Below are 21,952 nucleotides of genomic sequence, written 5' to 3'. Positions count from 1 at the left end.
CGTATCCGAGATAACGACTGTTAGTACAGCGAAGGGAATTGGGCGGCTCACAATGGCTGATTTCGCGGCGCGGCTGAACAAGCTGTTCGAAACCGTGCATCCCCCGGGGCGCAAGCCGCACACCAACGCGGAGGTTGCGGCTGCGCTGACGGCCTCCGGGCATCCGATCTCGAAACCGTACCTCTCGCAGTTGCGGTCGGGACAACGGACCAACCCGTCGGACGAAACGGTGGCTGCACTGGCCAAGTTCTTCAAGGTCAAGCCGGACTACTTCTTCAACGACATCTATGCCGCCAAGATCGATCACGATCTGGAGTTGCTGTCCCAGCTGCAGGGCTACGGGCTGCGACGGTTGTCGAGTAGGGCGTTCGATCTGTCCGAAGAATCACAGAACCTCCTCACCTCCATGGCGGAGAAATTGCGGGCAAGCGAAGGTCTGCCCGAAATTCCTCCGGACGGTACCGAATAGGTTCTCCCACAGCGCAGTACGGTGCGACCCACAGGGTCGCACCGTACTGCGTCATGGGTATGGATGCTTCTCGACTTGCACCACCCATGAATTATGGGCTTGGCAACAAGTGCAGGGTTGCGATAAAAGCGCGCGCCTGGAGTGTCCGCGTTGTGACGAAATCAGTTGTGCGGATACGTCGGTAGACACATGGAATCCGGCAGGCCATCAGACCTTGCCGGATTCCTTGCTATGTCAACCGTATTGAATACCCGGAGCGAGTCCTCGGAATGCTTCGGACTGATCGGTTTTGATTGCACACGATCAATTTCGGGCAGCGGCTCCGGCGTCCGCTTCGTAGGCGCGCGCGATTGCCTGGACCCAACCGCGGGGACTAATGCCCTCGGGCGGAGCAATCCACCGTGCGTCTACTACAACATCGCCCAATGGGTTTCGCGCCCACTGCGCAACTCGGTCCGCACGCGCCGATACCAGTGGCGGCGGCGGGCCCGCGGTGACAATTTCGACCCCGCCGCCGGATTGCAGATACAGCGCGTCCATGATCTGCGCGACCTGATCGGATGCCCTGAGCTGCGTCGAGGTACCGGTCTGCTCGTGGGCGACCACCTCCGGAAACCGGCCGACCATAATGCGGTGCAGAACCTTGATCTGCCGCAACAGGATTCGCGCACGCACCCACAACTCCACCACTATCCAGACCGCGCCGAACGCGATGAGCAGCGCGGCCGCCGCCCAGATCGGCCAGGCCCAGTCCGGTTCACCGGCCCGCGTGGGCGGCGCATCGGTGTAGGCCCGGCGGACCTGCAGCACGGCCAGTACCGCGACGACCGCGGTGCCCGCGGTATAGATCGCGATACCGCGACCGAGGGTGGTCCAGTCCAGATTGCGCACACCGGTGACGACGATGAATACACAGCCGAGTGCGACGACTATCCAGCCGAAGGTGTTGGACCAGAACAGATTCACCGCCACCACGAGCACACCGGCGCCATAGATGACGAAGGCGATCCGGCGCAGATTGCTGCGGGAGACGACCGGCCACGCGGCCGAGGCGACCACCGATGTCGCGGCCGCGAAGAGGATCCAGGCCGAGGCGATGACGCCGTCGGAGAGCATGCCCGAACGCAGGCCGCGCGGTAGCAGGTTGTCCAGCGCCAGCGCGATCTCCGGAACCGCGACGGTGGCCGCGACCGCGACCGCCGCGACCGCGACGACGATCGCCACCCGGGCGGTCGTCGCGGGCTTCACCAGCACGCGCCCCACACGCGCACCGGCGGCAACCCAGACCAGCATGGCCGTCAACCAGAGGGTCATCCCAGCGCCTCATCGAATCGGAGGACCGAGACGCCTGCGCCCCGGCTGTTGAATACGCGGAGTCGGGTCATCAACATGGCGGCGAAGGTTTCGGCCTCCCATTCGGCGAGTTCGTCCGCACCGTCGTCGACGATCTGCTGATGCGCCCGCTGACTGAGCATGTAGGCGATCAGATCGTCGCTGGCCTCCAGCGTCACCTCCGGCGCGGGCGCACCCTCGTGATCGAAGACGATATGGCCCAATTCGTGTGCGAGCGTGTGGTCGCGGCTCGGCAGTGCCGTGGCGAGCACGATGACATCGCGGTCCGGATAGAACCGGCGCTGGCCGCAGACACCGGGACCCAGCTCGGCACTGGCGATTTCGATTTCGCGGCGCCGCTCGCTGGCTATGGAGGCGACGACCTCCTCCAGGGTGGTCGCATCGGAATCCGCGGCGACGGCGCATACCGCGTCGACCGCCGCCGCGACCCGGCGGTAGGCCCGGAGTCCGCTTTGGGTCCTGCTCTCATTCATCGAACGCCCCCTTACGTTCTCGGTCCGAAGAATTCGGCACGAGCGGCATCGATGCGGGCCTGCGCGGCCGACGCGCTCTGGAAACTCACTGCGCCGGAGCCGGTTCCGGCCAGTGCGAGCGCGATCAGGCCGCCGACGACACCCAGTACGTTGGGCCTCGGCAGGCCGTCGTCTGCGCTGGTGGGCCGGACGTCCAGATTCGGCTTGGCCGATGGCGCGGGCGGCGCGGCGGGCGATGCCGGAGGCGCTGGTGGCGGAGGTGCCTGCTCGAGAGCGGGGGCGGGTGGCGCGGCCACCGGGACCGGGGCGAGGTGTGGTGCACCCGGTGCGGGCGGAACAATGATCGGAACGGGCGGTACCGCGGGCGGTGTCGGCAGCGGGATCAAGAGCAGCAGCAGCGGCGAAGCCGAACCGACCGCAGCGGAACCGACGGCTGCCGAACCCACAGCGGCAGAACCGGTTCCAGCCGAGCCGACGCCCGCGGAACCGACACCGGCCGAGCCGACCGCGGCTGAACCCGTACCCGCCAGCGCCGAGCCGGCGGAACCGACTGCGGCGGAACCAGTTCCGAGCACAGCGGAACCGGTACCGAGCGCGGCCGAGCCGGTCCCCACGGCCGCGGAACCGACGGCAGCGGAACCAGTTCCGAGTACAGCCGAACCCGTACCGGCGGCCGCGGAACCGACGGCAGCGGATCCGGTACCGAGAATGGTGGCGACACCGGCCGAGCCGGTGCCGATGATCGCGCCGACACCCGCGGAGCCGGTGCCGATGATGGTGGCCATGCCTACCGAGCCACCGCCGAGGAGTACGCCGAGCAGACCCGTCGCGGCTGAACCAGCTGTGGCTGAACCGGCGGCGGCCGAGCCGGGACCGGCAGCGGGGTTCACACCGGCTGCGGCGTAGGTCGGATCGACCGGCGAACTCACACTCGACTGGCCCGGAATCGTCAGCGGCATCCAGACATCGCCGTTCGAATCCGGCGTCGGATTATTCGGGTCCGTGCACTGCGCACAGGCGCCGCCGGGCTGTGCTTCGGCCGAAACGCCCCCGAGTAGCGCAAAGCCGGCGATAGTCGCAAGTACTGCAACCACACGCGACGTGCGACCAACGGCCATGCGCCAGCCTTCCCCTCATCCGAAATAGCGCAGATCTCTTGCCCGGTCGCAACACTTCAGTTCCGGGACTTCAACGAACGGGAGCCCATAGTAAACCTCAGCCCAAATCCGCGCAGTGGCTCGGGCCACGCCGGGTATTCGACACGCCCGACCGGCCACACGCCGGTTCTCGGTCGACCGCCCGGATCGGGCCTTCGGGAGTTTCGGCTGTAATCCCGAACATATTTCCGCGTTGATCCCCTACGCGCGCTGGACTAAACGGGCAGACCAGTACGTATGTCGGTGTCGCGCAGCGGCGAATCGGACGCGCCCACAGTGGAACCCGTGTCGGTCCGTTCACCAGGTGACGGACCCACCGCGGACCGCATCCGCGCAACCCTACGACCAGAACACGAATCGAGGGACGCGCCGATGCGACCCCGCCGAGCCGGAGAGATAAATTGTACGGCCGTACCGATCTCTGTCGGGTAAAGCAATCCTCCAGCTTTCGGCGCTGGCGGAACTATTCGGGCGCTCAGGCGCCGTACACCGCCTCCGGCGGGGCGGACTTGGCGATCAGGTCGGCGACCACCGGGCCGAGTTCGGCCGGATTCCAGCGGGCGCCGCGGTCCACGGCGGTGCCGTGCCGCCAGCCGTCGGCGAGCGCGACCTTGCCACCCTCGACCTCGAACATCCGGCCGGTGACAGCCGCGGATTGCGCACTGCCGAGCCAGACCACGATCGGCGAGACATTCTCGGGAGCCATCGCGTCGAAGCCGTCCTCGGGGGCAGCCATGGTCTCGGCGAAGACGGTTTCGGTCATGCGCGTGCGGGCAGAGGGGGCAATGGCATTGACGGTGACGCCGTAGCGCGCGAATTCGGCCGAAGCGGTGAGGGTCAGGCCCGCGATACCCGCCTTGGCGGCACCGTAATTGCTCTGGCCGACACTGCCCTGCAGGCCCGCGCCGGAGCTGGTGTTGATGATGCGGGCATCGACCGGGCGCCCCGCCTTGGACTCACCGCGCCAGTACTCGATCGCATGGCGCATGGTCGCGAAGTGGCCCTTGAGGTGGACCCGGACCACCGCATCCCACTCGTCCTCGCCCAGGTTCACCAACATGCGGTCACGCACGAAACCGGCATTGTTGACCAGCACATCCAGGCCGCCGAAGGTGTCGACGGCCTGGCGGATGAGATTGCGGGCACCGTCCCAGTCCGCGACGTCGTCACCATTGGCGACGGCCTCGCCGCCGAGTGCCTTGATCTCGGCGACGACCTGTTCGGCGGGCGTCTCACCGGTCGCCGCGCCGTTCAGCGCGGAGCCGAGATCATTGACGACCACACGGGCTCCGGCGGCGGCGAAGGCGAGCGCGTGCGCCCGGCCGATACCGCGGCCGGCGCCGGTGACGATGACAATGCGCCCCGCGCAGATCTGCTCGGTGTCCATACCTGTTGTGTCCTCTTCGTTTTCAGGTTCGATTGTTCAGGCCTTAGCGGTCTGCTCGCCGACTTTCGCATTCGACGCCGCGAGGAATGCCGGACGCTCACCGCCGCCGTGCACCAGCAGCGTCGCGCCGCTGACGAAGGCGGCCAGAGATGAGGTCAGGAAGGCGGCGCAGCGGCCGATGTCCTCGGGACGGGCCATCCGACCGAGCGGGACGGTCGCGCCGACGGCGTCGATACCGTCTTGATCGCCGTAGTGCAGTTCGCTCAGTTCGGTGACGACCGGGCCCACGACCAGCGAATTCACCCGGACCTTCGGCGCCCATTCGACGGCGAGCGAGGAGGTCAGGCTGTCGACGCCCGCCTTGGCCGCGCCGTAGGCGGCGGTACCCGGCGACGGCCGGTGCCCGCTCACGCTCGACACCATCACAATGGAACCGCCGCCCGGCTGCTGCTGCATCACCGCATTGGCGGCCTGCGAAACCAATAGGGGTGCAAGCAGATTCAGCTCGACGATCTTGCTGTGGAAGTTCTTGCTGGCATCTGCGGCGAGGGCGAACGGGGCGCCGCCCGCATTGTTGACCAGGTGATCGAGGCGGCCGTGCCGCGCGACGATCGCGTCGACCAAACCCTGTACGGCATCGGCATCGCGCACATCGCATGGCAGGTATTCGATCTCCCGGCCTTCGTGTTCCACCAGCTCTTCACCGGGTCGTCGTGCACAGGCCACGACGGTCGCTCCGGCAGCCAGGAAAGCCCTGCTGACGCCCGCGCCCACCCCGCGCACACCGCCGGTGACCAGGACGACGTTGCCGGTGAGGTCTATTTCGAGTGCCACCGTGCTAACCTACCAAGCAACTGCTTGCTTTGCCACCCCGTACACACGATGGGACTTGCGATGGGGATCAACCGTCACTCCGAATCAACTGGCATCACCGTGGTCACGGTCGACTACCCGCCGGTCAACGCCATACCGTCCGACGGCTGGTTCACGCTGGCGGATGAGATCCGCGCGGCCGGGCGCGATCCGGAGACCAAAGTGGTGGTGTTGCGCGCCGAGAACCGCGGCTTCAATGCCGGTGTCGATATCAAGGAGATGCAGCGCACCCCCGGCCATCAGGCGCTGATCGACGCGAATCACGGCTGTTTCGAGGCGTTCGCGGCCGTCTACGACTGCCCGGTGCCGGTGATCGCGGCGGTGCAGGGCTTCTGCCTCGGCGGCGGCATCGGTCTGGTCGGCAATGCCGATGTCGTAATCGCTTCGGATGACGCCACTTTCGGGCTGCCCGAGGTCGACCGCGGCGCGCTCGGTGCGGCCACCCATCTGTCCCGGCTGGTGCCACAGCATCTGATGCGCGCGCTGTTCTATACCGCGAGCACCATCACCGCACAGCAGTTGCAGCACTTCGGCTCGGTGTACCAGGTGGTGCCGCGCGCCGAACTCGATGCCGCCGCACTGGAGGTCGCCAAGAACATCGCGACCAAGGACAGCCGGGTCATCAGGGCGGCCAAGCGGGCGCTCAATGGCATCGATGTGCAGGACGTGCACCGCAGCTACCGCTACGAACAAGGCTTCACCTTCGAACTGAATCTGGCCGGTGTCGCGGATGAGATCCGTGCGCGGTTCGACGATGATCTGGCCGCGCGCAAGGAAGAGAGCAAGGAAAACTGATGCGGGACAAGCGAATGTCGCTCGACGAGGTCGTCGCCGAGCTGCGCAGCGGTATGACCATCGGTATCGGCGGCTGGGGCTCGCGGCGTAAGCCGATGGCGCTGGTGCGGGCCATCCTGCGCTCGGATATCACCGATCTGACCGTGGTCAGCTACGGCGGACCGGATCTCGGTCTGCTGTGTTCGGCGGGCAAGGTGCGCAAGGCGTACTACGGCTTCGTCTCGCTGGATTCGCCGCCGTTCTACGATCCGTGGTTCGCCAAGGCGCGGACGTCCGGCGCACTGGTGGCACGGGAGATGGACGAGGGCATGTTGAAATGCGGGCTGGAGGCGGCGGCCGCGCGACTGCCGTTCCTGCCGACCCGCGCCGGTCTCGGATCCGATGTCGTGAATTTCTGGGATGGCGAGCTGAAGACCGTCGCGTCGCCGTATTCGGACGGCGACGGACGAACCGAGACGCTGATCGCGATGCCCGCGCTGAATCTCGATGCGGCGCTGGTGCATTTGAATATCGGCGATAAGCACGGCAATGCCGCCCACACCGGTGTCGATCCGTACTTCGACGACCTGTACTGCCTGGCCGCCGAGCGTCGCTATGTGTCGGTGGAGCAGGTGGTGGAGACCGAGGAATTGGTGAAGGCCGTTCCGCTGCAGTCGTTATTGCTCAACCGGATGCTGGTCGACGGTGTGGTCGAGGCGCCCGGCGGCGCGCACTTCACCCTGGCCGCCGACAGCTACGGCCGGGACGAGAAGTTCCAGAAGCACTATGTGGAGTCGGCCAAGACGCCGGAGTCCTGGCAGCAGTTCGTCGACAAATATCTGGCGGTCTCCGAGGACGAATATCAGGCCGCCGTTCGCGAGTTCGCACAGGAGGCGTCGAAGTGACATCCATTGAAACCGTTACGCGGGCCGAGATCTGCGCCATCGCCTGCGCCGAGATCTTCAGCGGTGCAGGGGAAATCATGGCCTCGCCGATGTCGCCCATGACGATCATCGGCGCGCGGCTGGCCAAGTTGACCACCGAACCGGATCTGCTGCTCTCCGATGGCGAGGCGCTGTTCTTCGCCGACACTCCCCCGCTGGGCGGTAAAGCGCCGATCGAGGGGTGGATTCCGTTCCGCAAGGTGTTCGATGTGGTCGCCTCCGGTCGGCGCCATGTGGTGATGGGGGCCAATCAGCTCGATCGGTTCGGCAATCAGAATCTGTCGGCATTCGGTCCGTTGCAGCAGCCGACCCGGCAGATGTTCGGTTCGCGCGGTGCGCCGGGCAACACCATCAATCATCCGACCAGCTACTGGGTTTCGCGGCATACGCGCCGGGTGTTCGTCGATCAGGTCGATATCGTCTCGGGCGTCGGCTATGACAAGGTCGATCCGGCCAATCCGGCGTATCGGTTCCATCACCTGCACCGGGTGGTCACCAATCTCGGCGTCTTCGATTTCGAGGGACCCGACCACACGATGCGGGCGCGCAGTCTGCATCCGGGCGTCACCGCCGACGAGGTCGCGGAGAACACCTCGTTCGAGATCGCCGGACTGGCCGAGGCGGGCCAGACTCGGCTGCCGACCTCGGAAGAGCTGCGGTTGATCCGGGATGTGCTCGATCCAAGGAAGGTTCGGGAATCAGAGGTGCCGTCATGAGTTCGCTGCGGACAGCGCTGACCGATTTGGTCGGTATCGAACATCCGATCGTGCAGACCGGTATGGGTTGGGTGGCCGGGCCGAGCCTGGTGTCGGCGACCGCCGAGGCGGGTGGGCTCGGGATTCTGGCCTCGGCCACCATGACATTCGCCGAATTGGAAGCCGCGATCGCGAAGACCAAGGCGCATACCGAGAAGCCGTTCGGCGTCAATATCCGCGCCGACGCCACGGATGCGCCCGAGCGGATCGATCTGTTGATCCGGGAGAAGGTGGCCGTCGCGTCATTCGCTTTGGCACCGAAGCAGGAACTCATCGCCAAGCTGAAAGATGCCGGTGTGGTGGTGATTCCGTCGATCGGCGCGGCCAAGCACGCGGTTAAGGTAGCGTCCTGGGGCGCCGATGCGGTGATCGTGCAAGGCGGCGAGGGTGGTGGGCATACCGGTCCGGTGGCGACCACGCTGCTGCTGCCCTCGGTGCTGGATGCGGTCGATATTCCGGTTGTCGCGGCGGGCGGATTCTTCGACGGACGTGGTCTGGCGGCCGCATTGGCCTACGGCGCCGCGGGTGTCGCGATGGGTACGCGCTTCCTGCTGACCAAGGAAAGCACCGTGCCCGAGGCGGTCAAGCAGGAGTATCTGAAGCGACAGCTGCAGGACACCGTGGTCTCGCTCAAGGTCGACGGTATGCCGCACCGGGTGCTGAATACCGAACTCGTTGATCGGCTGGAACATTCGGGGCGCTGGCGGGGATTGGCCGCCGCGGTCTCCAATGCGGCGAAGTTCAAGGGCATGACCGGCATGAAGTGGTCGACCATGGTCCGTGACGGTCTGGCCATGCGAAAGGCCAAGGACCTCAGCTGGTCTCAGGTCGTGATGGCCGCCAATACCCCGATGCTGCTGCGCGCCGGACTCGTCGAGGGCAATACCCACGCGGGCGTGCTCGCCGCAGGCCAGGTCACCGGCATCATCGACGACCTGCCCACCTGTAAGGAACTCATCGACCGCATCGTCGCCGACGCCGTCACGCGGATCGACACCATGGCCGCGCTGACTGCGCACTGACACCCCCGGATTCCGTCGACGGTAGTCATATGGCGGTTGGGATCGATGGGTCGAGCCGCCATATGACTGCGCTCGATGACGGTTTGGTTGCGGTGGGCATATTTGGGCTGATCGGGCTGCGGTGGGGCGGTTGACCTGCACCGACATTCCGGGGTTCAGCTGTCCTGGGATGGCTTGCCGTCCCTTGGTTTACCGGGCCATGCTGGGTACGTCGTGTGCCGTACCCGGCGTACCTCCCGCGGTCGCGTAGACAGGCAGCAACTTCCGGCGTGGTCATCTGCCTGTGGTTGCGTCCCGAGCATCTTTTCGGCGAGGGTAGTGAAATGGTGGTTGTGGTCGGTGGGTCGGGCCACCATTTCACTACCCTCGACGCAGACCACTCTTAGCTGAGGCGTTCGATGATGGTGGCGTTGGCGGTGCCGCCGCCCTCGCAGATGGTGAGCAGGCCGTAGCGGCCGTTGCGGCGTTCCAGCTCATTGAGCAGGGTGGCGAAAAGCTTTGCGCCGGTGGCGCCGAGCGGGTGGCCGAGGGCGATCGCGCCGCCGTTGACGTTCACCTTCTCCGGATCCGCGCCGGTCTCCCGCAGCCAGGCGAGCACGACCGGGGCGAAGGCCTCGTTGATCTCGACGGCATCGATATCCTCGATGGTCAGACCGGACTTCTCCAGCGCCCACTTGGTGGCCGGAATCGGGCCGGTGAGCATCATGATCGGGTCGGCGCCACGGGCGCTCACATGGTGGATGCGGGCGCGTGGGCGCAGTCCGTATTCCGCGACGGCCCATTCGGAGGCGAGCAGGGTCGCGCTCGCACCGTCGGAGATCTGGCTGGCGACCGCGGCGGTCAGCGTGCTGCCCTCGGCGAGCACCGGCAGCGATGCCATCTTCTCGAGCGAGGTCTCGCGCGGCCCCTGGTCGATCCAGAAATCACCGACGGGCACGATCTCACCGTCGAAGCGGCCGTTCTTGATGGCATCGCGGGCGCGCTCATGGCTGCGCAATGCCCAGCGCTCCATCTCTTCTCGGCTGATATTCCATTTGTCGGCGATCAGCTGCGCACCGTTGAACTGCGAAACCTCCGCGGTGCCATAGCGATGGTCCCAGCCCTGCGCCCCGACGAACGGTGCGTCGAACCCATATTCCTTGCCCGCCAACATGGCCGCCGAGATCGGGATGGCGCTCATGTTCTGCACGCCGCCCGCGACGATCACCTCGGCGGTGCCGCTCATAATCGCCTGCGCGCCGAAATTGATGGCCTGCTGGGAGGATCCGCACTGCCGGTCGACGGTGACCCCGGGAACTTCCTCCGGATAACCGGCGGCCAGCCACATGGTGCGGCCGATATTGCCCGCCTGCGGGCCGATATTGTCGACGCAGCCGACGATCACATCGTCGACCACCGCCGGATCGATCGGGTTGCGGTCCAGCAGCCCGCGCAGTGCGGCCGCGCCGAGATCGGCCGGATGCACCGCGGCCAGCGCGCCATTGCGCTTGCCGACCGGGGTGCGCACCGCGTCGATCACATAGGCATCCCGCAGCGGGGCGTAGGGGCGGCGAGCGGATGGTGCTGACATCTGGAACTCCTACTTGGTGTTGCCCGGCGGGAGCGACGGGCCCGGAGGCGGCAGCTTGCGTAACCATGGAGGGTCCCGCGACCGCCGAGATCAACTACGGCACGGTCAGGCCGTCGAGCACGATGGTCAGGTACTGCTTGGCGAGGTTCTCGACGGTGATCGAGCCGCCGGGCTCGTACCACCGCACCGCAACCCAAACCGTGTCCCGGAGGAACCGGTAGGCCAATTCGACGTCGAGTTCCGGCCGGAAGCTGCCGTCCGCGACGCCATTGATCAACACCCGGTGCCACAGCTCGCGGAATTCGCGGTTGTAGTCCGCGATATAGGTGAACCGCTCCGAATCGCGCAGGCGCTTGGCCTCGGCCTGGTAGATCGCCACCGCGGCGTGTGAACGGTCGAAGGATTCGTAGGACGCGATCACCAACGCTTCCAAGGTATCTCGCGAACTGAGCCCGGAGGCCACGATCTCCCGATACCGGCCGAACAGATCGTCGAGGAAGCCACGCAGAATCTCGTCGACCATCGACTCCTTGGAATCGAAGTGGTGATAGAGGCTCCCCGATAGAATCCCGGCCGCATCGGCGATATCTCGCACGGTGGTCGCACGCAGTCCACGCTCGGCGAACAGTTGGGCCGCGAGTGCGAGCAATTCATTGCGCCGTGCTGATTTCGAGGCGTCTGGTGCGGTCACACGGCTCATAATACAACCAAGCATTTGCTTGGGCTAGCGGCGTACCTCGATTGGTCAGCGCATCGAATAGCGCAGTGGTGACGACACCGACAGATCCGCCAGGAGTCGGTCGCAGATCACGACCGGTGAGACGCCTGCGCGCGCCATCCGGGCGACCAGTGCGAGTCTGCGCTCACAGCTGTCCCATTCGACGGTCAGCGGGCTGCGGTCCGGGCCGGCGTCCACGGTGGCCATGACGCGCGGTGGGCCGAATGCGACCGGCTCCTCGATGAGTTTGAGGATCATGCCGCGCTGCCAGGCTCGATAGGCATCCATATCCGCGCCGACCACCAGCTTGTCCGTAGCGGCGCACAGACCTTGGGCGATCTCGTCGGCGAATGCCACGCGATCGAAGCGGAATTTGCGGCATTTGCGAATGACGTCGAGCAGATCCGCTCGCACCTCACACAACAGTGCCGTCTGCCGCCGCCGTCTGCGGTCCTGTTCGGATCCGAGCGATGCGGCAGTGAGCCCGATGCGGCAGGCGCGTTCGTAATCGCGTGTCATATCGGCACGCAACGCACCGCGCGGATCACGGGCGACCTCGGATTCATCGATCGCATACTGCTCGAGAATCTGGGCGGTCCGGGTCGCGGTCGCGCGCTCGGACGTGTCGTCCATGAGTTCGGCACCGAGGGTGAGTGCCGCGAGCACCATGCTGTCCAGACGTCGCCTGGCCAGCACGACTTCGCGCACCAATTCGAGTTCCAGTTGTTCGCGGGCCGGTGGGCGATCCTGCCCCATAGCCATCGCCCCTTAGGGGAGTGCGGGATTCGACCACTCCCAGCATTGCACACGTGCACACCCTGCGTCCCGGCCTTTTTTACCTGATCAGACGCCCACCTACCCGACCGCTCGCAGAGGTCGAAGAGCGATCGCACAACAGCGCTGTGACATCGGCAGCGCCTGCGCGCTGCGTGTTCGCGGGCCCCTGGTGTGCGGTGGTGGCCTCGCATTCGCTCGTCCAAGCGCAAGAGACTGATGACGGACTGCGTCCGGCAGCGTTCGATGGGCGCGTCCGACCCTTTCGAGCGACCTGCAACCAGTCGCTAGCGGCGCCGTCGAGACTCGCGACTTCGTCGCATGCACGTCGACGACTCGACTGTGTCCTATGGCCGCGCCTTCGCGCGGACGCGAGACGGCCGCGAACGGTCGCTCTTAAGACTCGCTCCGTCGTGGTTGCGTCGATCAGGCGCGCTGGCTACTGACCGATACCACTTCGCCGGTGAGGTAGGTGGTGTAGTCACTGGCCAGCATGGCGATGGTGGCGGCGACTTCCCAGGGTTCGGCGGCGCGGCCGAAGGCTTCGCGTTCGGAGAGGCGGTCGAGGAGTTCGGTCGAGCTGACCTTGTCCAGGAAGGCGTGCCTGGCGATGCTCGGGGCGACGGCGTTGATGCGGACGCCGAGTTCGGCGGCCTCGACGGCACTGCAGCGGGTCAGGGCCATGACGCCGGCCTTGGCGGCGGCGTAGTGGGCCTGGCCGTATTGCGCGCGCCAGCCGAGCACGCTGGCGTTATTGACGATGACACCGCCGTGGCCCGCATCGCGGAAGTAGCCGAGAGCGGCGCGGGTGCAGCGGAATGTGCCGTTGAGGGTGATGTCGAGGACGCGGTCCCACTGCTCGTCGGTCATATCGACGACCGGAGTCTCGCCGCCGAGTCCGGCGTTGTTGACCATGATGTCGATGCGGCCCAATGCCGTTGCGGCGCCGCGGATCAGCTCGTTGACCTGTTCGGTGCTCTGCACATCGCACACGATCGAGGCGACCCGGCGCTCCGGGAATTCGTCCTTCAGCTCGACCTCCGTTTCGGCGAGACGTCGCTCGTGCCAGTCGGATACGACGACATCGGCGCCCTCGGCGAGCAACCTGCGCGCGGTCGCGGAGCCGATGCCGGTGCCCGCCGCGGCGGTGATCACGGCATTGCGTCCGGTCAGCAGACCGTGCCCCGGAATGGGCTGCGGCGCAATGGAAAGCGGTCCATTCATGGGCGAGCCTCCCGCGGCAGGCCGAGCACGCGCTCGGAGATGATATTGCGCTGCACTTCGTTCGAACCTCCGTAGATCGTGTCGGCGCGGGTGAACAGATACAGCCGCTGCCATTCGTTGAGATCGTGCTCATCGGCCACCAGACCGGCGGGGCCGAGTACGGCCATGGCCAATTCGCCGAGGCCGCGATGCCAGTTGGCCCACAGCAGCTTCGAAACCGAGGCCTGGCCGCCGTCGTCGGCGGTGCTGTCCTGCATGGTCCGCAGCGCGTGGGCGCGCAGCACGCGCAGGCCGACCCATGCCTTATCGATACGGTCGGCGATCAACGGGTCGTCGGCCGCGCCGGTGCGGCGGGCCAATGCCTCGATATCGGCCAGTTCGCGAGCGAATCGGATCTGCTGGCCGAGGGTGGAGATGCCACGCTCGAAGGTGAGCGTGCCCATGGCGATGCGCCAACCGTCACCGGGTTCGCCGACGACTAGGTCCGCGGCGGTGCGGGCATCATCGAAGAAGACCTCGTTGAATTCCGAGGTGCCGGTCAGCTGGATGATCGGGCGGACCTCGATACCGGGCTGATGCATCGGAACCAGCAGGTAGGAAAGGCCCTTGTGCCGGGTCGAACCCTTTTCGGTGCGCGCCACTACGAAGCACCAGTCGGCCACATGGGCCAGCGAAGTCCAGATCTTCTGGCCGTTGATCGACCATTCGTCGCCGTCGAGCTGGGCGCTGGTGGTGATGGCCGCCAGGTCCGAGCCCGCGCCGGGTTCGGAGTAGCCCTGGCACCACAGCTCGGTCACATTCCGGACGCCCGGCAGGAACCGCTCCTTCTGCGCCTGGGTGCCGAAGGCCAATATCGTCGGACCGAGCAGTTCCTCACCGACGTGCGAAACCCGCGCGGGCGCATTCGCCTTGGCGTATTCCTCATGGAAGATCACCTGCTGGCGCACCGAGGCCTCGCGCCCGCCCCACTCCTTGGGCCAGCCGAGGCAGGTCCAGCCGGCGGCGGCCAGATGCCGGTCCCAGGCGAGGCGCTCCTCGAAGGCCTCGTGTTCGCGGCCGGGCCCGCCGAGTCCGCGCAGCGCACGGAACTCACCGTCGAGGTTCTCGGCCAACCACTCGCGCACTTCTGCGGAAAACCGCGCGTCCTGTGCAGCAGTATTGTTCCCACCCCCCTGCCCTTCGGGCCCGCCCCCCTTGTCGGAATCTGACGCCTGGATAGCAACCACGCCGGTAGGATAACCTACCAAGCACTTGCTTTGTTAGAGCCGGACCGCTTTTATCGAGCAAAGGCAGCAAAAGACCCCGCCGACGGTGAGGACACCCGTGACAACCCCTGCACAAACGACACCCATGGCACTGCACGATGCCGCGCGTACCTTCGGCACCGCGCCCGCCCTCGGCGACGGCGACGTTCGGCTGGACTGGGCGCAGTTGCTGGAGGCGGTGCAGGAGGTGGCGCGGGCGCTGATCGCCCGTGGCGTGCAGCCGGGCGATCGGGTCGCCATGTGGGCGCCGAATACCTACCACTGGGTGATCGCCGCCCTGGCCGCGCACTACGCGGGCGCGGCCTTGGTGCCGTTGAATACCCGCTACGTCGCGGACGAGGCCGCCGACGTGCTGGAGCGGGTCGAGGCCAAAGCGCTGTTCATTGCCGGGACCTTCCTCGGAAGGGATCGGCTGGCCGAATTGCGTGCCGCAGCACCGCAATTGCATATCGATACGGTGGTGGTCATTCCGGTCGAGCCGGATACCGACGATCCCACCGCGCTGAGCTGGTCGCAGCTGGCGGAAATAGCCGAGTCCGTCCCGTCGGCCGATGCCGTGAAGCGTGCCGAGGATGTCGACCCCGAGGATATTTCCGACATCCTGTTCACCTCAGGCACCACCGGACGCAGCAAGGGCACATTGGTCGCGCATCGGCAGGCGCTATCGGTGGTGCGGGCCTGGGCCGAATGCACCACCCTCGACAGCTCCGATCGCTATCTGGTGGTCAGCCCGTTCTTCCACAACTTCGGTTACAAGGCAGGCATTCTCGCGTGTCTGGTGACCGGCGCGACGATCATTCCGCAGGCGACCTTCGATGTGCCGGTGACCATGCGACTGGTCGGCGAAGAGAAGATCACGGTATTGCCCGGACCGCCGACCATCTACCAGACCATCCTGGATTTCCCGGACCGGGACAACTTCGACCTGAGCACCCTGCGGGTCGCCGTCACCGGAGCCGCGACCGTACCGGTGGTGCTGGTCGAGCGCATGCGTTCGGAACTCGACTTCGACGTCGTCATCACCGGCTACGGGCTTTCCGAGGCTGCCGGGTTCGGCACCATGTGCCGCGCGGCCGACGATGCCGCGACCATCGCGGGCACCTGTGGCCGGCCGATCGCCGATTTCGAACTGCGGCTGAGTCCGCAGGGTGAGGTGCTGCTGCGCGGACCGAATGTCATGCTCGGCTACCTCAACGATCCGGAAAGCACCGCCGAAACCATCGATACCGAGGGCTGGCTGCATACCGGCGATATCGGCACGATCGACGAGCGCGGCTATCTGAAGATCACCGATCGGCTCAAGGATATGTACATCTCCGGCGGATTCAATGTGTATCCGGCGGAGGTGGAACAGGCGCTGGCCCGGCTCGACGGGGTGGCCGAATCCGCGGTCATCGGGGTGCCGGATACCCGAATGGGCGAGGTGGGCAAGGCATTTGTGGTGCGCAAGCCCGGTGCGGGGCTCACCGAGGAGCAGGTGCGCGCACATGCGAGCACGGTGCTGGCGAATTTCAAGGTGCCGCGATTCATCGAATTCCGGGACCAATTGCCCTATAGCGCGGCCGGGAAAGTGCTGAAACGTGAACTACGTGAGGAGAATTCGTAATGTCCGAGATCCCCTATGAGCCGGACGTCGTCACGTATGAACGGCGCGGGCGGGTCGCCATCGTGACGCTCAACCGGCCCGACTACCGCAATGCGCAGAACTCGGTGATGACCTACGCCATCGACGCCGCCTTCGAACGCGCGGTCGAGGATCCCGAGGTCGGCGTAATCGTCCTGGCGGGCAATGGAAAACACTTCAGCGCCGGGCACGATATCGGCACGCCCGGCCGTGATCACCATGTGCGCTACCAGAACAAGGCCGCGCTCTGGTGGGATCACGTCGACAAGGTCGGCGGTGACCAGCGTTTCGCGCGCGAGCTCGAGGTGTACCTCGGCATGTGCCGACGCTGGCGGGAAATTCCGAAGCCGACCATTGCCATGGTGCAGGGCGCCTGCATCGCGGGCGGGCTCATGCTGGCGTGGGTCTGCGATCTGATCATCGCCTCCGATGACGCGTTCTTCTCCGATCCCGTTGTGCGCATGGGCATTCCGGGTGTGGAGTATTTCGCCCACCCGTGGGTGATGGGTCCGCGCGCGGCCAAGGAGTTCCTGTTCACCGGTGACCGCTTCGATGCGGCACAGGCCAAGGAGTGGGGCATGGTCAATCGCGTCGTGCCGCGCGACCAGCTCCAGACCGAAACCCTCGAACTGGCCGAAAAAATCGCCACCATGCCGCAATTCGGGCTCGCGCTGACCAAGAAGGCGGTCAACCAGGCCGAGGATCTGATGGGCATGCGGGCGGGCATGGATTCGGTATTCGGCCTGCATCACTTCGCGCATGCGCACAATGCCGAGGTCGGCGCGGATTCGCTCGGCGGCATGAACGCCAAGTCGATGAAGGCCAACGCGACGACGGCCTCGACGTCCGAGCAGAACGGGACAACGTAGTGGATCTGGATCTCGATCAGGCGACGCAGGAATTCCAGCGGGAAGTCCGCGAATTCCTCGCCGCCGCCAAACCCGCGAAGCCGCTGCCTTCGATGGATACCAAGGCGGGGTTCGAGGCGCATCGCGAATGGGAGCGCACGCTCGCCGAGGCGCGGCTGTCGGTCGTCGCCTGGCCGCAGGAGTACGGCGGGCGCGACGCCTCACTGCTGGAGTGGGTGCTCTTCGAACAGGAGTACTACGCCGCGGGTGCGCCGGGGCGGGTCAGCCAGAACGGCATATTCCTGCTGGCGCCGACACTTTTCGAGCATGGCACGCCGGAGCAGCTGGAACGGATCATGCCGCGGATGGCGCGCGGTGACGATATCTGGGCGCAGGCCTGGTCCGAGCCGGAGGCGGGCAGCGATCTGGCCGGTATCCGCTCGACCGCGCGACGCACCACCGGCGGCTGGCTGTTGAGCGGTCAGAAGACCTGGAGTTCGCGAGCAACGTTCGCGGACTGGGCCTTCGGGCTGTTCCGCAGCGATCCCGAGGCCGAACGTCATCGCGGACTCACCTATGTGATGTTCCCCCTGTCCGCGGATGGTGTTTCGGTACGGCCGATTCCGCAGCTGGACGGGGAGCCCGGCTTCGCGGAGATCTTCCTCGACGATGTCTTCGTGCCCGATCGCGATGTGATCGGCGAGCCCGGCGACGGCTGGCGGGTCGCGATGAGTACCTCGAGCAATGAGCGCGGACTGTCGCTGCGGTCCCCGGGCCGCTTCAGCGCCACCGCGCAGCGCCTCATCGATCTCTGGCTCGACACCGGCGACCGCACCAATACCGCGCAGCGCGATGCGGTGGTGGACGCCTGGATCGGCAGCGAGGCCTATCGGCTGCACACCTTCGGCACGGTCACCCGGTTGAACGAGGGCGGCAAGCTGGGCGCGGAATCCTCCATCACCAAGGTGTTCTGGTCCGAGTTGGATATCGCCATGCACGAGACCGCGCTGGAGGTACTCGGCGGTGCGGCCGAACGGTCCGGGTCGTGGACCGACGGCTATCTGTTCTCGCTGTCCGGCCCGATCTACGCCGGTACCAATGAGATTCAGCGCAATATCATCGCCGAGCGGCTGCTCGGACTACCGAGAGGGAGCAGCCGATGAGATTCGCGCTCAGCCCGGAACAACTCGACTTCGGCACCAGCCTGCGCAAGCTGCTCGAGGCCGGACGGACACCAGCCGCGGTGCGCAACTGGGCCGCGGGCGATCCCCGGCCCGGACGCGCTCTCATTCGGCAGCTGGCCGGTGCGGGTGCGCTCGGACTTGCCGTCGAGGAGCAGCACGGCGGTGTCGGTGCGGAGCCGATCGATCTGGTCGTCGCATTCCAGGAGATCGGCCGCGCCGCCGCGCCCGGACCGCTGGTAGCGACAGCGGCCGCGATACCCGCACTGCTGCAAGCCCTTCCGGATACCGCACTGGCGGCACGCTGGCTGCCCGAGTTCGCGGACGGTGCGGCACTCGGCACGCTGGCATTCACGTCGGCCGAGCACGGCACGGTCGCGTTGGATGCGGATACCGCCGACGTCGTGTTCATCGCCGACGGTAATCAGCTCCGCACCGGACAGCGCGCGGGTCTGGTGCGATCGGTCGATCCGGCGCGGCGATTGTTCGTCGTCGAATCCGATGCCGTTGTCGCCGAAGGTGAGCAGGTGCTCGAGGCGGTTGGGGCCGCCTTCGATTCCGGTGCGCTGGCCAACGCGGCGCAGTTGCTCGGTGCGGGACGCGCATTGTTAGCCGCCACCACCGAATACGCCAAGCAGCGCAAGCAGTTCGGTAAGCCGATCGGCGAATTCCAGGCCGTCAAGCAGAAGTTGGCCGATGTGCTGATCGGGCTGGACCTGGCCGAGCCGCTGCTATATCGGGCGGCATTGACGATGGGTGAAACCACGCGCGGTCGCGACGTTTCGGCTGCGGTGATCGCCTGCGGCGATGCCGCTTATCGGGCGGCACGCGCGGCGCTGCAGGTGCACGGCGCGATCGGCTACACCGCCGAGTACGACCTGTCGCTGTGGTTGACCAGGGTGACCGCCCTGCGGTCGGCCTGGGGTACACCGGATCTACATCGCTCCCGGATTTCCCGCGCACTGCGCGACGAGGCTGTCCGGGACCGAGCCTTGCGAGGTATGAAATGACTGCATCGCGTAGCGATTCGATGAGGGGTGGTGGTCGGGCGACGGGTGGGCCGAGCACCGAACATCAGGAATTCATCGCCTCGGTCCGGGCGCTGCTCGCCAAGCACGCCGGATCCGCCGCGGTGCGCGCGGCAATGGATACCGAACTCGGCTATGACGAGACGCTGTGGCGGCTGCTGTGCGAGCAGGTCGGTGTCGCGGCGCTGGCGATTCCGGAGGAATACGGCGGATTCGGCGCCAGCTTGGTCGAATCCCTGCTGGTGGTAACCGAATTGGGGCGCACACTGGCCGGGGTGCCGATGCTGGGTTCGGCCGTGCTCGGTGTGCAGGCGGTGCTGTTGTCCGGTGACAGTGCGGCGTGTGAGCGGCTACTGCCCGAGGTTGCCGAAGGCGCCCGCACGATCGCGGTGTGCTGGGCGGGCGCCGGCGGCTGGGATGAGCCGGGTGTGCATTCCGAAGACGGAACACTGTCCGGCACAGCGCATTACGTGCTCGATGGGTTGCCTGCCGACACGCTTGTCGTGGTGACTTCCGACGGACTGTTCGAGGTCGAGTCGGGTGCCGCGGGCGTCACCCGGCGCGCTGTCCCGACCATGGATCCCACACGCAAGCTCGCCGAAATCACGTTTACGGCGGTACCGGCGCGGCGGCTCGCTCCGGCGGACCCGGCGCGCACCGCCCGGCTGCACGAAATCGCTTGGGCCGCAGTGGCTGCCGAGCAGATCGGCGCCGCGGAGCGGTGCCTGGAGATGACGGTCGAATACGCCAAGTCCCGGGTGCAGTTCGGGCGGGCGATCGGCAGCTTCCAGGCGCTCAAGCACCGCATGGCTGATATGTATGTGCTGGTGGAGTCGTCCAAATCCGCGTCCTATGCGGCGACGGTCGCGGTGGCGGAGCAGAGCCCGTCCGCCGCCGAGGATGTCTGGGTGGCGCGGACGCACTGTTCGGAAACGTTCACGACCATCGCGGCCGAGATGGTGCAGTTGCACGGCGGCATCGCCATCACCTGGGAACATGACGCGCATTTGTTCTTCAAGCGCGCGCATGGTGATGCGGAGTTGTTCGGGCAGCCACGCAGGCCGCTCACGCAACCCGCCTGACGGTCACGCGCCCCGGTGGAGTCCCCGGGGCGCTATCGTTTCGGACAGGTCTGGTACACGTCCTCGCCATATATAGTTAGCGTATGTAATAATATTCTATGCAGCAGGCTCGAGCGGCAACAGCAGATGACATCGTGGTCAACATTCTCGTAACCGCAGGCCGGCTGACCCGGCTGGCCGGGGTGATCAGCGGCGACGATCTGCCGCGAGCCGTGATGCGCGCACTGGCGGTGCTCGACGAACACGGCGCGGTACGCGTCAGCGAATTCGCTCGTATCGATCGATGTTCACAGCCGGCGGCAACGGCGCTGATCGGCAAGCTCGTCGCGGACGGATACGCCTCCCGACGCAAGGATCCGGATGATTTCCGGGCCGTTGTCGTCGAGCTCACCCCGGCCGGACGCAGTCGCCTGACGCGGGCCCGCGGCGCCTTCGGCGAGGCGATGGCGGCGGGGCTCACCGGTTTCGATATCGAACGGTTGGCCCGGATGGAAAGCGATATGAAGGAACTGCTGGACGCGCTGAAGAAGTCGGTGCCGCAGCATCTGTCCAGGTCGCGATAGCCGACTCGGCTGGTCGGACCGGAGTACGGTCGGAGAGTATGACCGATGAGAAGCGTGGCCGAGTCAAGGTAGCGACCAGCCAGAAGCGAGTCCGGGTCTACCTCGGCGGCCAGTTGGTCGCCGATACCGCCCGACCGGTCCTGGTCTGGGAGAGTCCGCACTACCCGACCTACTATCTGCCCGCCGCGGATCTGCACGCGAAACTCGAGCCGAACGGCACCAGCGCGAAATCCCCGAGCCGCGGCACCGCGACCGGATACGACGTGGTCGTCGACGGCACCACCGCGTCCGGAGCCGCGGTGCGCTATCACGACTCCCCGTTCACCGAACTGAACGAGCTGGTGCGCCTGGACTGGAACGCCATGGACGAATGGTTCGAAGAGGACGAGCCGGTCTACGTCCACCCGCGCGATCCGTACACCCGCGTCGACATCCTCGCGAGCTCCCGGCATATCCGCGTCGAAGTCGACGGCACCACCGTCGCCGACTCGCACTCCCCCCGCATCCTCTTCGAAACCGGCCTCCCCGCAAGGTATTACCTTCCCCTGACCGATGTCCGCCAAGACCTGCTGAAGCCCTCGGCAACCCACACCAGCTGCCCCTACAAGGGCACCGCCGACTACTGGACCGTCCACATCGACGGCAAGGAATACCCGGACATCGTCTGGGGCTACCGCACCCCACTCCCGGAAAGCCAGAAGATCGCGGGCTTGGCCTGCTTCTACAACGAGAAGGTCGATATCTACCTCGACGGCGAACTCCAGGATCGCCCGAATACACCGTTCAGCTGACGCACGACGCAGCCGTTGGTCCGCTCACTGAGGACGCCGGAAACGTGCCGGTTCGTCATCGATGAGACTCCCATGTT

22 protein-coding genes are annotated in these 21,952 nt (G+C 66.2%); 12 read left to right on the top strand and 10 right to left on the bottom strand.

Annotated features, from left to right (window positions below):
* Positions 1–52: 52 nt before the first annotated feature.
* Entirely contained in the window at positions 53–469 is a 417-nt protein-coding gene (locus tag ACZ60G_RS32240; protein ID WP_011207048.1) for a helix-turn-helix domain-containing protein, read from the top strand.
* 303 nt (positions 470–772) lie between these two features.
* Here ACZ60G_RS32240 and ACZ60G_RS32235 read toward each other — a convergent pair whose 3' ends face one another.
* The 5 genes from ACZ60G_RS32235 to ACZ60G_RS32215 form a co-directional block, all read right to left on the bottom strand.
* Complete coding sequence (locus ACZ60G_RS32235) at positions 773–1,783, bottom strand: hypothetical protein (protein WP_465814952.1); 1,011 nt, start codon at positions 1,781–1,783, stop codon at positions 773–775.
* Entirely contained in the window at positions 1,780–2,295 is a 516-nt protein-coding gene (locus tag ACZ60G_RS32230) for an ImmA/IrrE family metallo-endopeptidase (RefSeq protein WP_465814950.1), read from the bottom strand. The genes ACZ60G_RS32235 and ACZ60G_RS32230 overlap by 4 nt, the downstream gene beginning before the upstream one ends.
* An 11-nt stretch (positions 2,296–2,306) precedes the next feature.
* The gene (locus tag ACZ60G_RS32225) at positions 2,307–3,413 is read right to left on the bottom strand and encodes a hypothetical protein (protein ID WP_465814948.1); all 1,107 of its coding nucleotides are present in this window, start codon (positions 3,411–3,413) and stop codon (positions 2,307–2,309) included.
* Positions 3,414–3,927: 514 nt separating this feature from the next.
* Positions 3,928–4,839 carry an SDR family oxidoreductase gene (locus tag ACZ60G_RS32220; RefSeq protein WP_465814946.1) on the bottom strand — a complete coding sequence of 304 codons (912 nt, stop codon included), beginning with the start codon at positions 4,837–4,839 and terminating at the stop codon, positions 3,928–3,930.
* Between the two features lie 36 nt (positions 4,840–4,875).
* Positions 4,876–5,673, bottom strand: a complete 798-nt coding sequence (locus ACZ60G_RS32215) for an SDR family oxidoreductase (RefSeq protein WP_465814945.1) — start codon at positions 5,671–5,673, stop codon at positions 4,876–4,878.
* A 60-nt stretch (positions 5,674–5,733) separates the two neighbouring features.
* On the opposite strand from ACZ60G_RS32215, the gene ACZ60G_RS32210 reads away from it, so the two are divergent.
* From ACZ60G_RS32210 to ACZ60G_RS32195, 4 genes are read left to right on the top strand one after another with little or no spacing between them, the layout of a single operon-like run.
* Positions 5,734–6,507: an enoyl-CoA hydratase family protein gene (locus ACZ60G_RS32210; protein WP_063047705.1), complete on the top strand. Its 774-nt coding sequence runs from the start codon at positions 5,734–5,736 to the stop codon at positions 6,505–6,507.
* The gene (locus tag ACZ60G_RS32205; protein ID WP_465814943.1) at positions 6,507–7,391 is read left to right on the top strand and encodes a CoA transferase subunit A; all 885 of its coding nucleotides are present in this window, start codon (positions 6,507–6,509) and stop codon (positions 7,389–7,391) included. Before ACZ60G_RS32210 ends, ACZ60G_RS32205 begins: the two co-directional genes overlap by 1 nt.
* Positions 7,388–8,146, top strand: coding sequence for a CoA-transferase subunit beta (locus ACZ60G_RS32200; protein ID WP_465814941.1), 759 nt, complete (start codon positions 7,388–7,390; stop codon positions 8,144–8,146). Before ACZ60G_RS32205 ends, ACZ60G_RS32200 begins: the two co-directional genes overlap by 4 nt.
* On the top strand, positions 8,143–9,207 hold the full coding sequence (locus ACZ60G_RS32195; RefSeq protein WP_465814939.1) for an NAD(P)H-dependent flavin oxidoreductase: 1,065 nt from the start codon (positions 8,143–8,145) through the stop codon (positions 9,205–9,207). Before ACZ60G_RS32200 ends, ACZ60G_RS32195 begins: the two co-directional genes overlap by 4 nt.
* Before the next feature lie 382 nt (positions 9,208–9,589).
* Here the strand turns inward: ACZ60G_RS32195 and ACZ60G_RS32190 are convergent, their stop codons facing one another.
* From ACZ60G_RS32190 to ACZ60G_RS32170, 5 genes are all read right to left on the bottom strand, one after another.
* A complete protein-coding gene (locus tag ACZ60G_RS32190) occupies positions 9,590–10,777 on the bottom strand; it encodes an acetyl-CoA C-acetyltransferase (protein ID WP_465814937.1) in 1,188 nt (395 codons plus the stop codon).
* A gap of 94 nt (positions 10,778–10,871) precedes the next feature.
* Positions 10,872–11,477, bottom strand: a complete 606-nt coding sequence (locus ACZ60G_RS32185; protein ID WP_063047702.1) for a TetR/AcrR family transcriptional regulator — start codon at positions 11,475–11,477, stop codon at positions 10,872–10,874.
* A 45-nt stretch (positions 11,478–11,522) separates the two neighbouring features.
* Positions 11,523–12,251: a hypothetical protein gene (locus ACZ60G_RS32180; RefSeq protein WP_465814935.1), complete on the bottom strand. Its 729-nt coding sequence runs from the start codon at positions 12,249–12,251 to the stop codon at positions 11,523–11,525.
* A 444-nt stretch (positions 12,252–12,695) separates the two neighbouring features.
* Positions 12,696–13,493, bottom strand: coding sequence for an SDR family oxidoreductase (locus ACZ60G_RS32175; RefSeq protein ID WP_465814933.1), 798 nt, complete (start codon positions 13,491–13,493; stop codon positions 12,696–12,698).
* A complete protein-coding gene (locus ACZ60G_RS32170; protein ID WP_465814931.1) occupies positions 13,490–14,719 on the bottom strand; it encodes an acyl-CoA dehydrogenase family protein in 1,230 nt (409 codons plus the stop codon). The genes ACZ60G_RS32175 and ACZ60G_RS32170 overlap by 4 nt, the downstream gene beginning before the upstream one ends.
* Before the next feature lie 97 nt (positions 14,720–14,816).
* On the opposite strand from ACZ60G_RS32170, the gene ACZ60G_RS32165 reads away from it, so the two are divergent.
* From ACZ60G_RS32165 to ACZ60G_RS32135, 7 genes are all read left to right on the top strand, one after another.
* Positions 14,817–16,364 carry a FadD3 family acyl-CoA ligase gene (locus ACZ60G_RS32165; RefSeq protein ID WP_465814929.1) on the top strand — a complete coding sequence of 516 codons (1,548 nt, stop codon included), beginning with the start codon at positions 14,817–14,819 and terminating at the stop codon, positions 16,362–16,364.
* On the top strand, positions 16,364–17,251 hold the full coding sequence (locus ACZ60G_RS32160; protein ID WP_465814927.1) for an enoyl-CoA hydratase: 888 nt from the start codon (positions 16,364–16,366) through the stop codon (positions 17,249–17,251). The genes ACZ60G_RS32165 and ACZ60G_RS32160 overlap by 1 nt, the downstream gene beginning before the upstream one ends.
* Positions 17,251–18,393: an acyl-CoA dehydrogenase family protein gene (locus tag ACZ60G_RS32155; RefSeq protein WP_465814925.1), complete on the top strand. Its 1,143-nt coding sequence runs from the start codon at positions 17,251–17,253 to the stop codon at positions 18,391–18,393. Before ACZ60G_RS32160 ends, ACZ60G_RS32155 begins: the two co-directional genes overlap by 1 nt.
* The gene (locus ACZ60G_RS32150; protein WP_465814923.1) at positions 18,390–19,421 is read left to right on the top strand and encodes an acyl-CoA dehydrogenase family protein; all 1,032 of its coding nucleotides are present in this window, start codon (positions 18,390–18,392) and stop codon (positions 19,419–19,421) included. The genes ACZ60G_RS32155 and ACZ60G_RS32150 overlap by 4 nt, the downstream gene beginning before the upstream one ends.
* A gap of 20 nt (positions 19,422–19,441) precedes the next feature.
* Positions 19,442–20,521 (top strand): acyl-CoA dehydrogenase family protein, encoded by a 1,080-nt coding sequence (locus ACZ60G_RS32145; protein WP_465815021.1) that lies wholly within the window; start codon positions 19,442–19,444, stop codon positions 20,519–20,521.
* Between the two features lie 98 nt (positions 20,522–20,619).
* Entirely contained in the window at positions 20,620–21,084 is a 465-nt protein-coding gene (locus tag ACZ60G_RS32140) for a MarR family winged helix-turn-helix transcriptional regulator (RefSeq protein WP_465814922.1), read from the top strand.
* Positions 21,085–21,122: 38 nt separating this feature from the next.
* Positions 21,123–21,875, top strand: coding sequence for a DUF427 domain-containing protein (locus ACZ60G_RS32135; protein WP_465814920.1), 753 nt, complete (start codon positions 21,123–21,125; stop codon positions 21,873–21,875).
* Positions 21,876–21,952: the final 77 nt, after the last annotated feature.

The organism is Nocardia sp. NPDC102475 (assembly GCF_055584605.1).
Note: the sequence above shows the minus strand (reverse complement) of the source record. Positions and strands in the feature narration are given on the sequence as shown.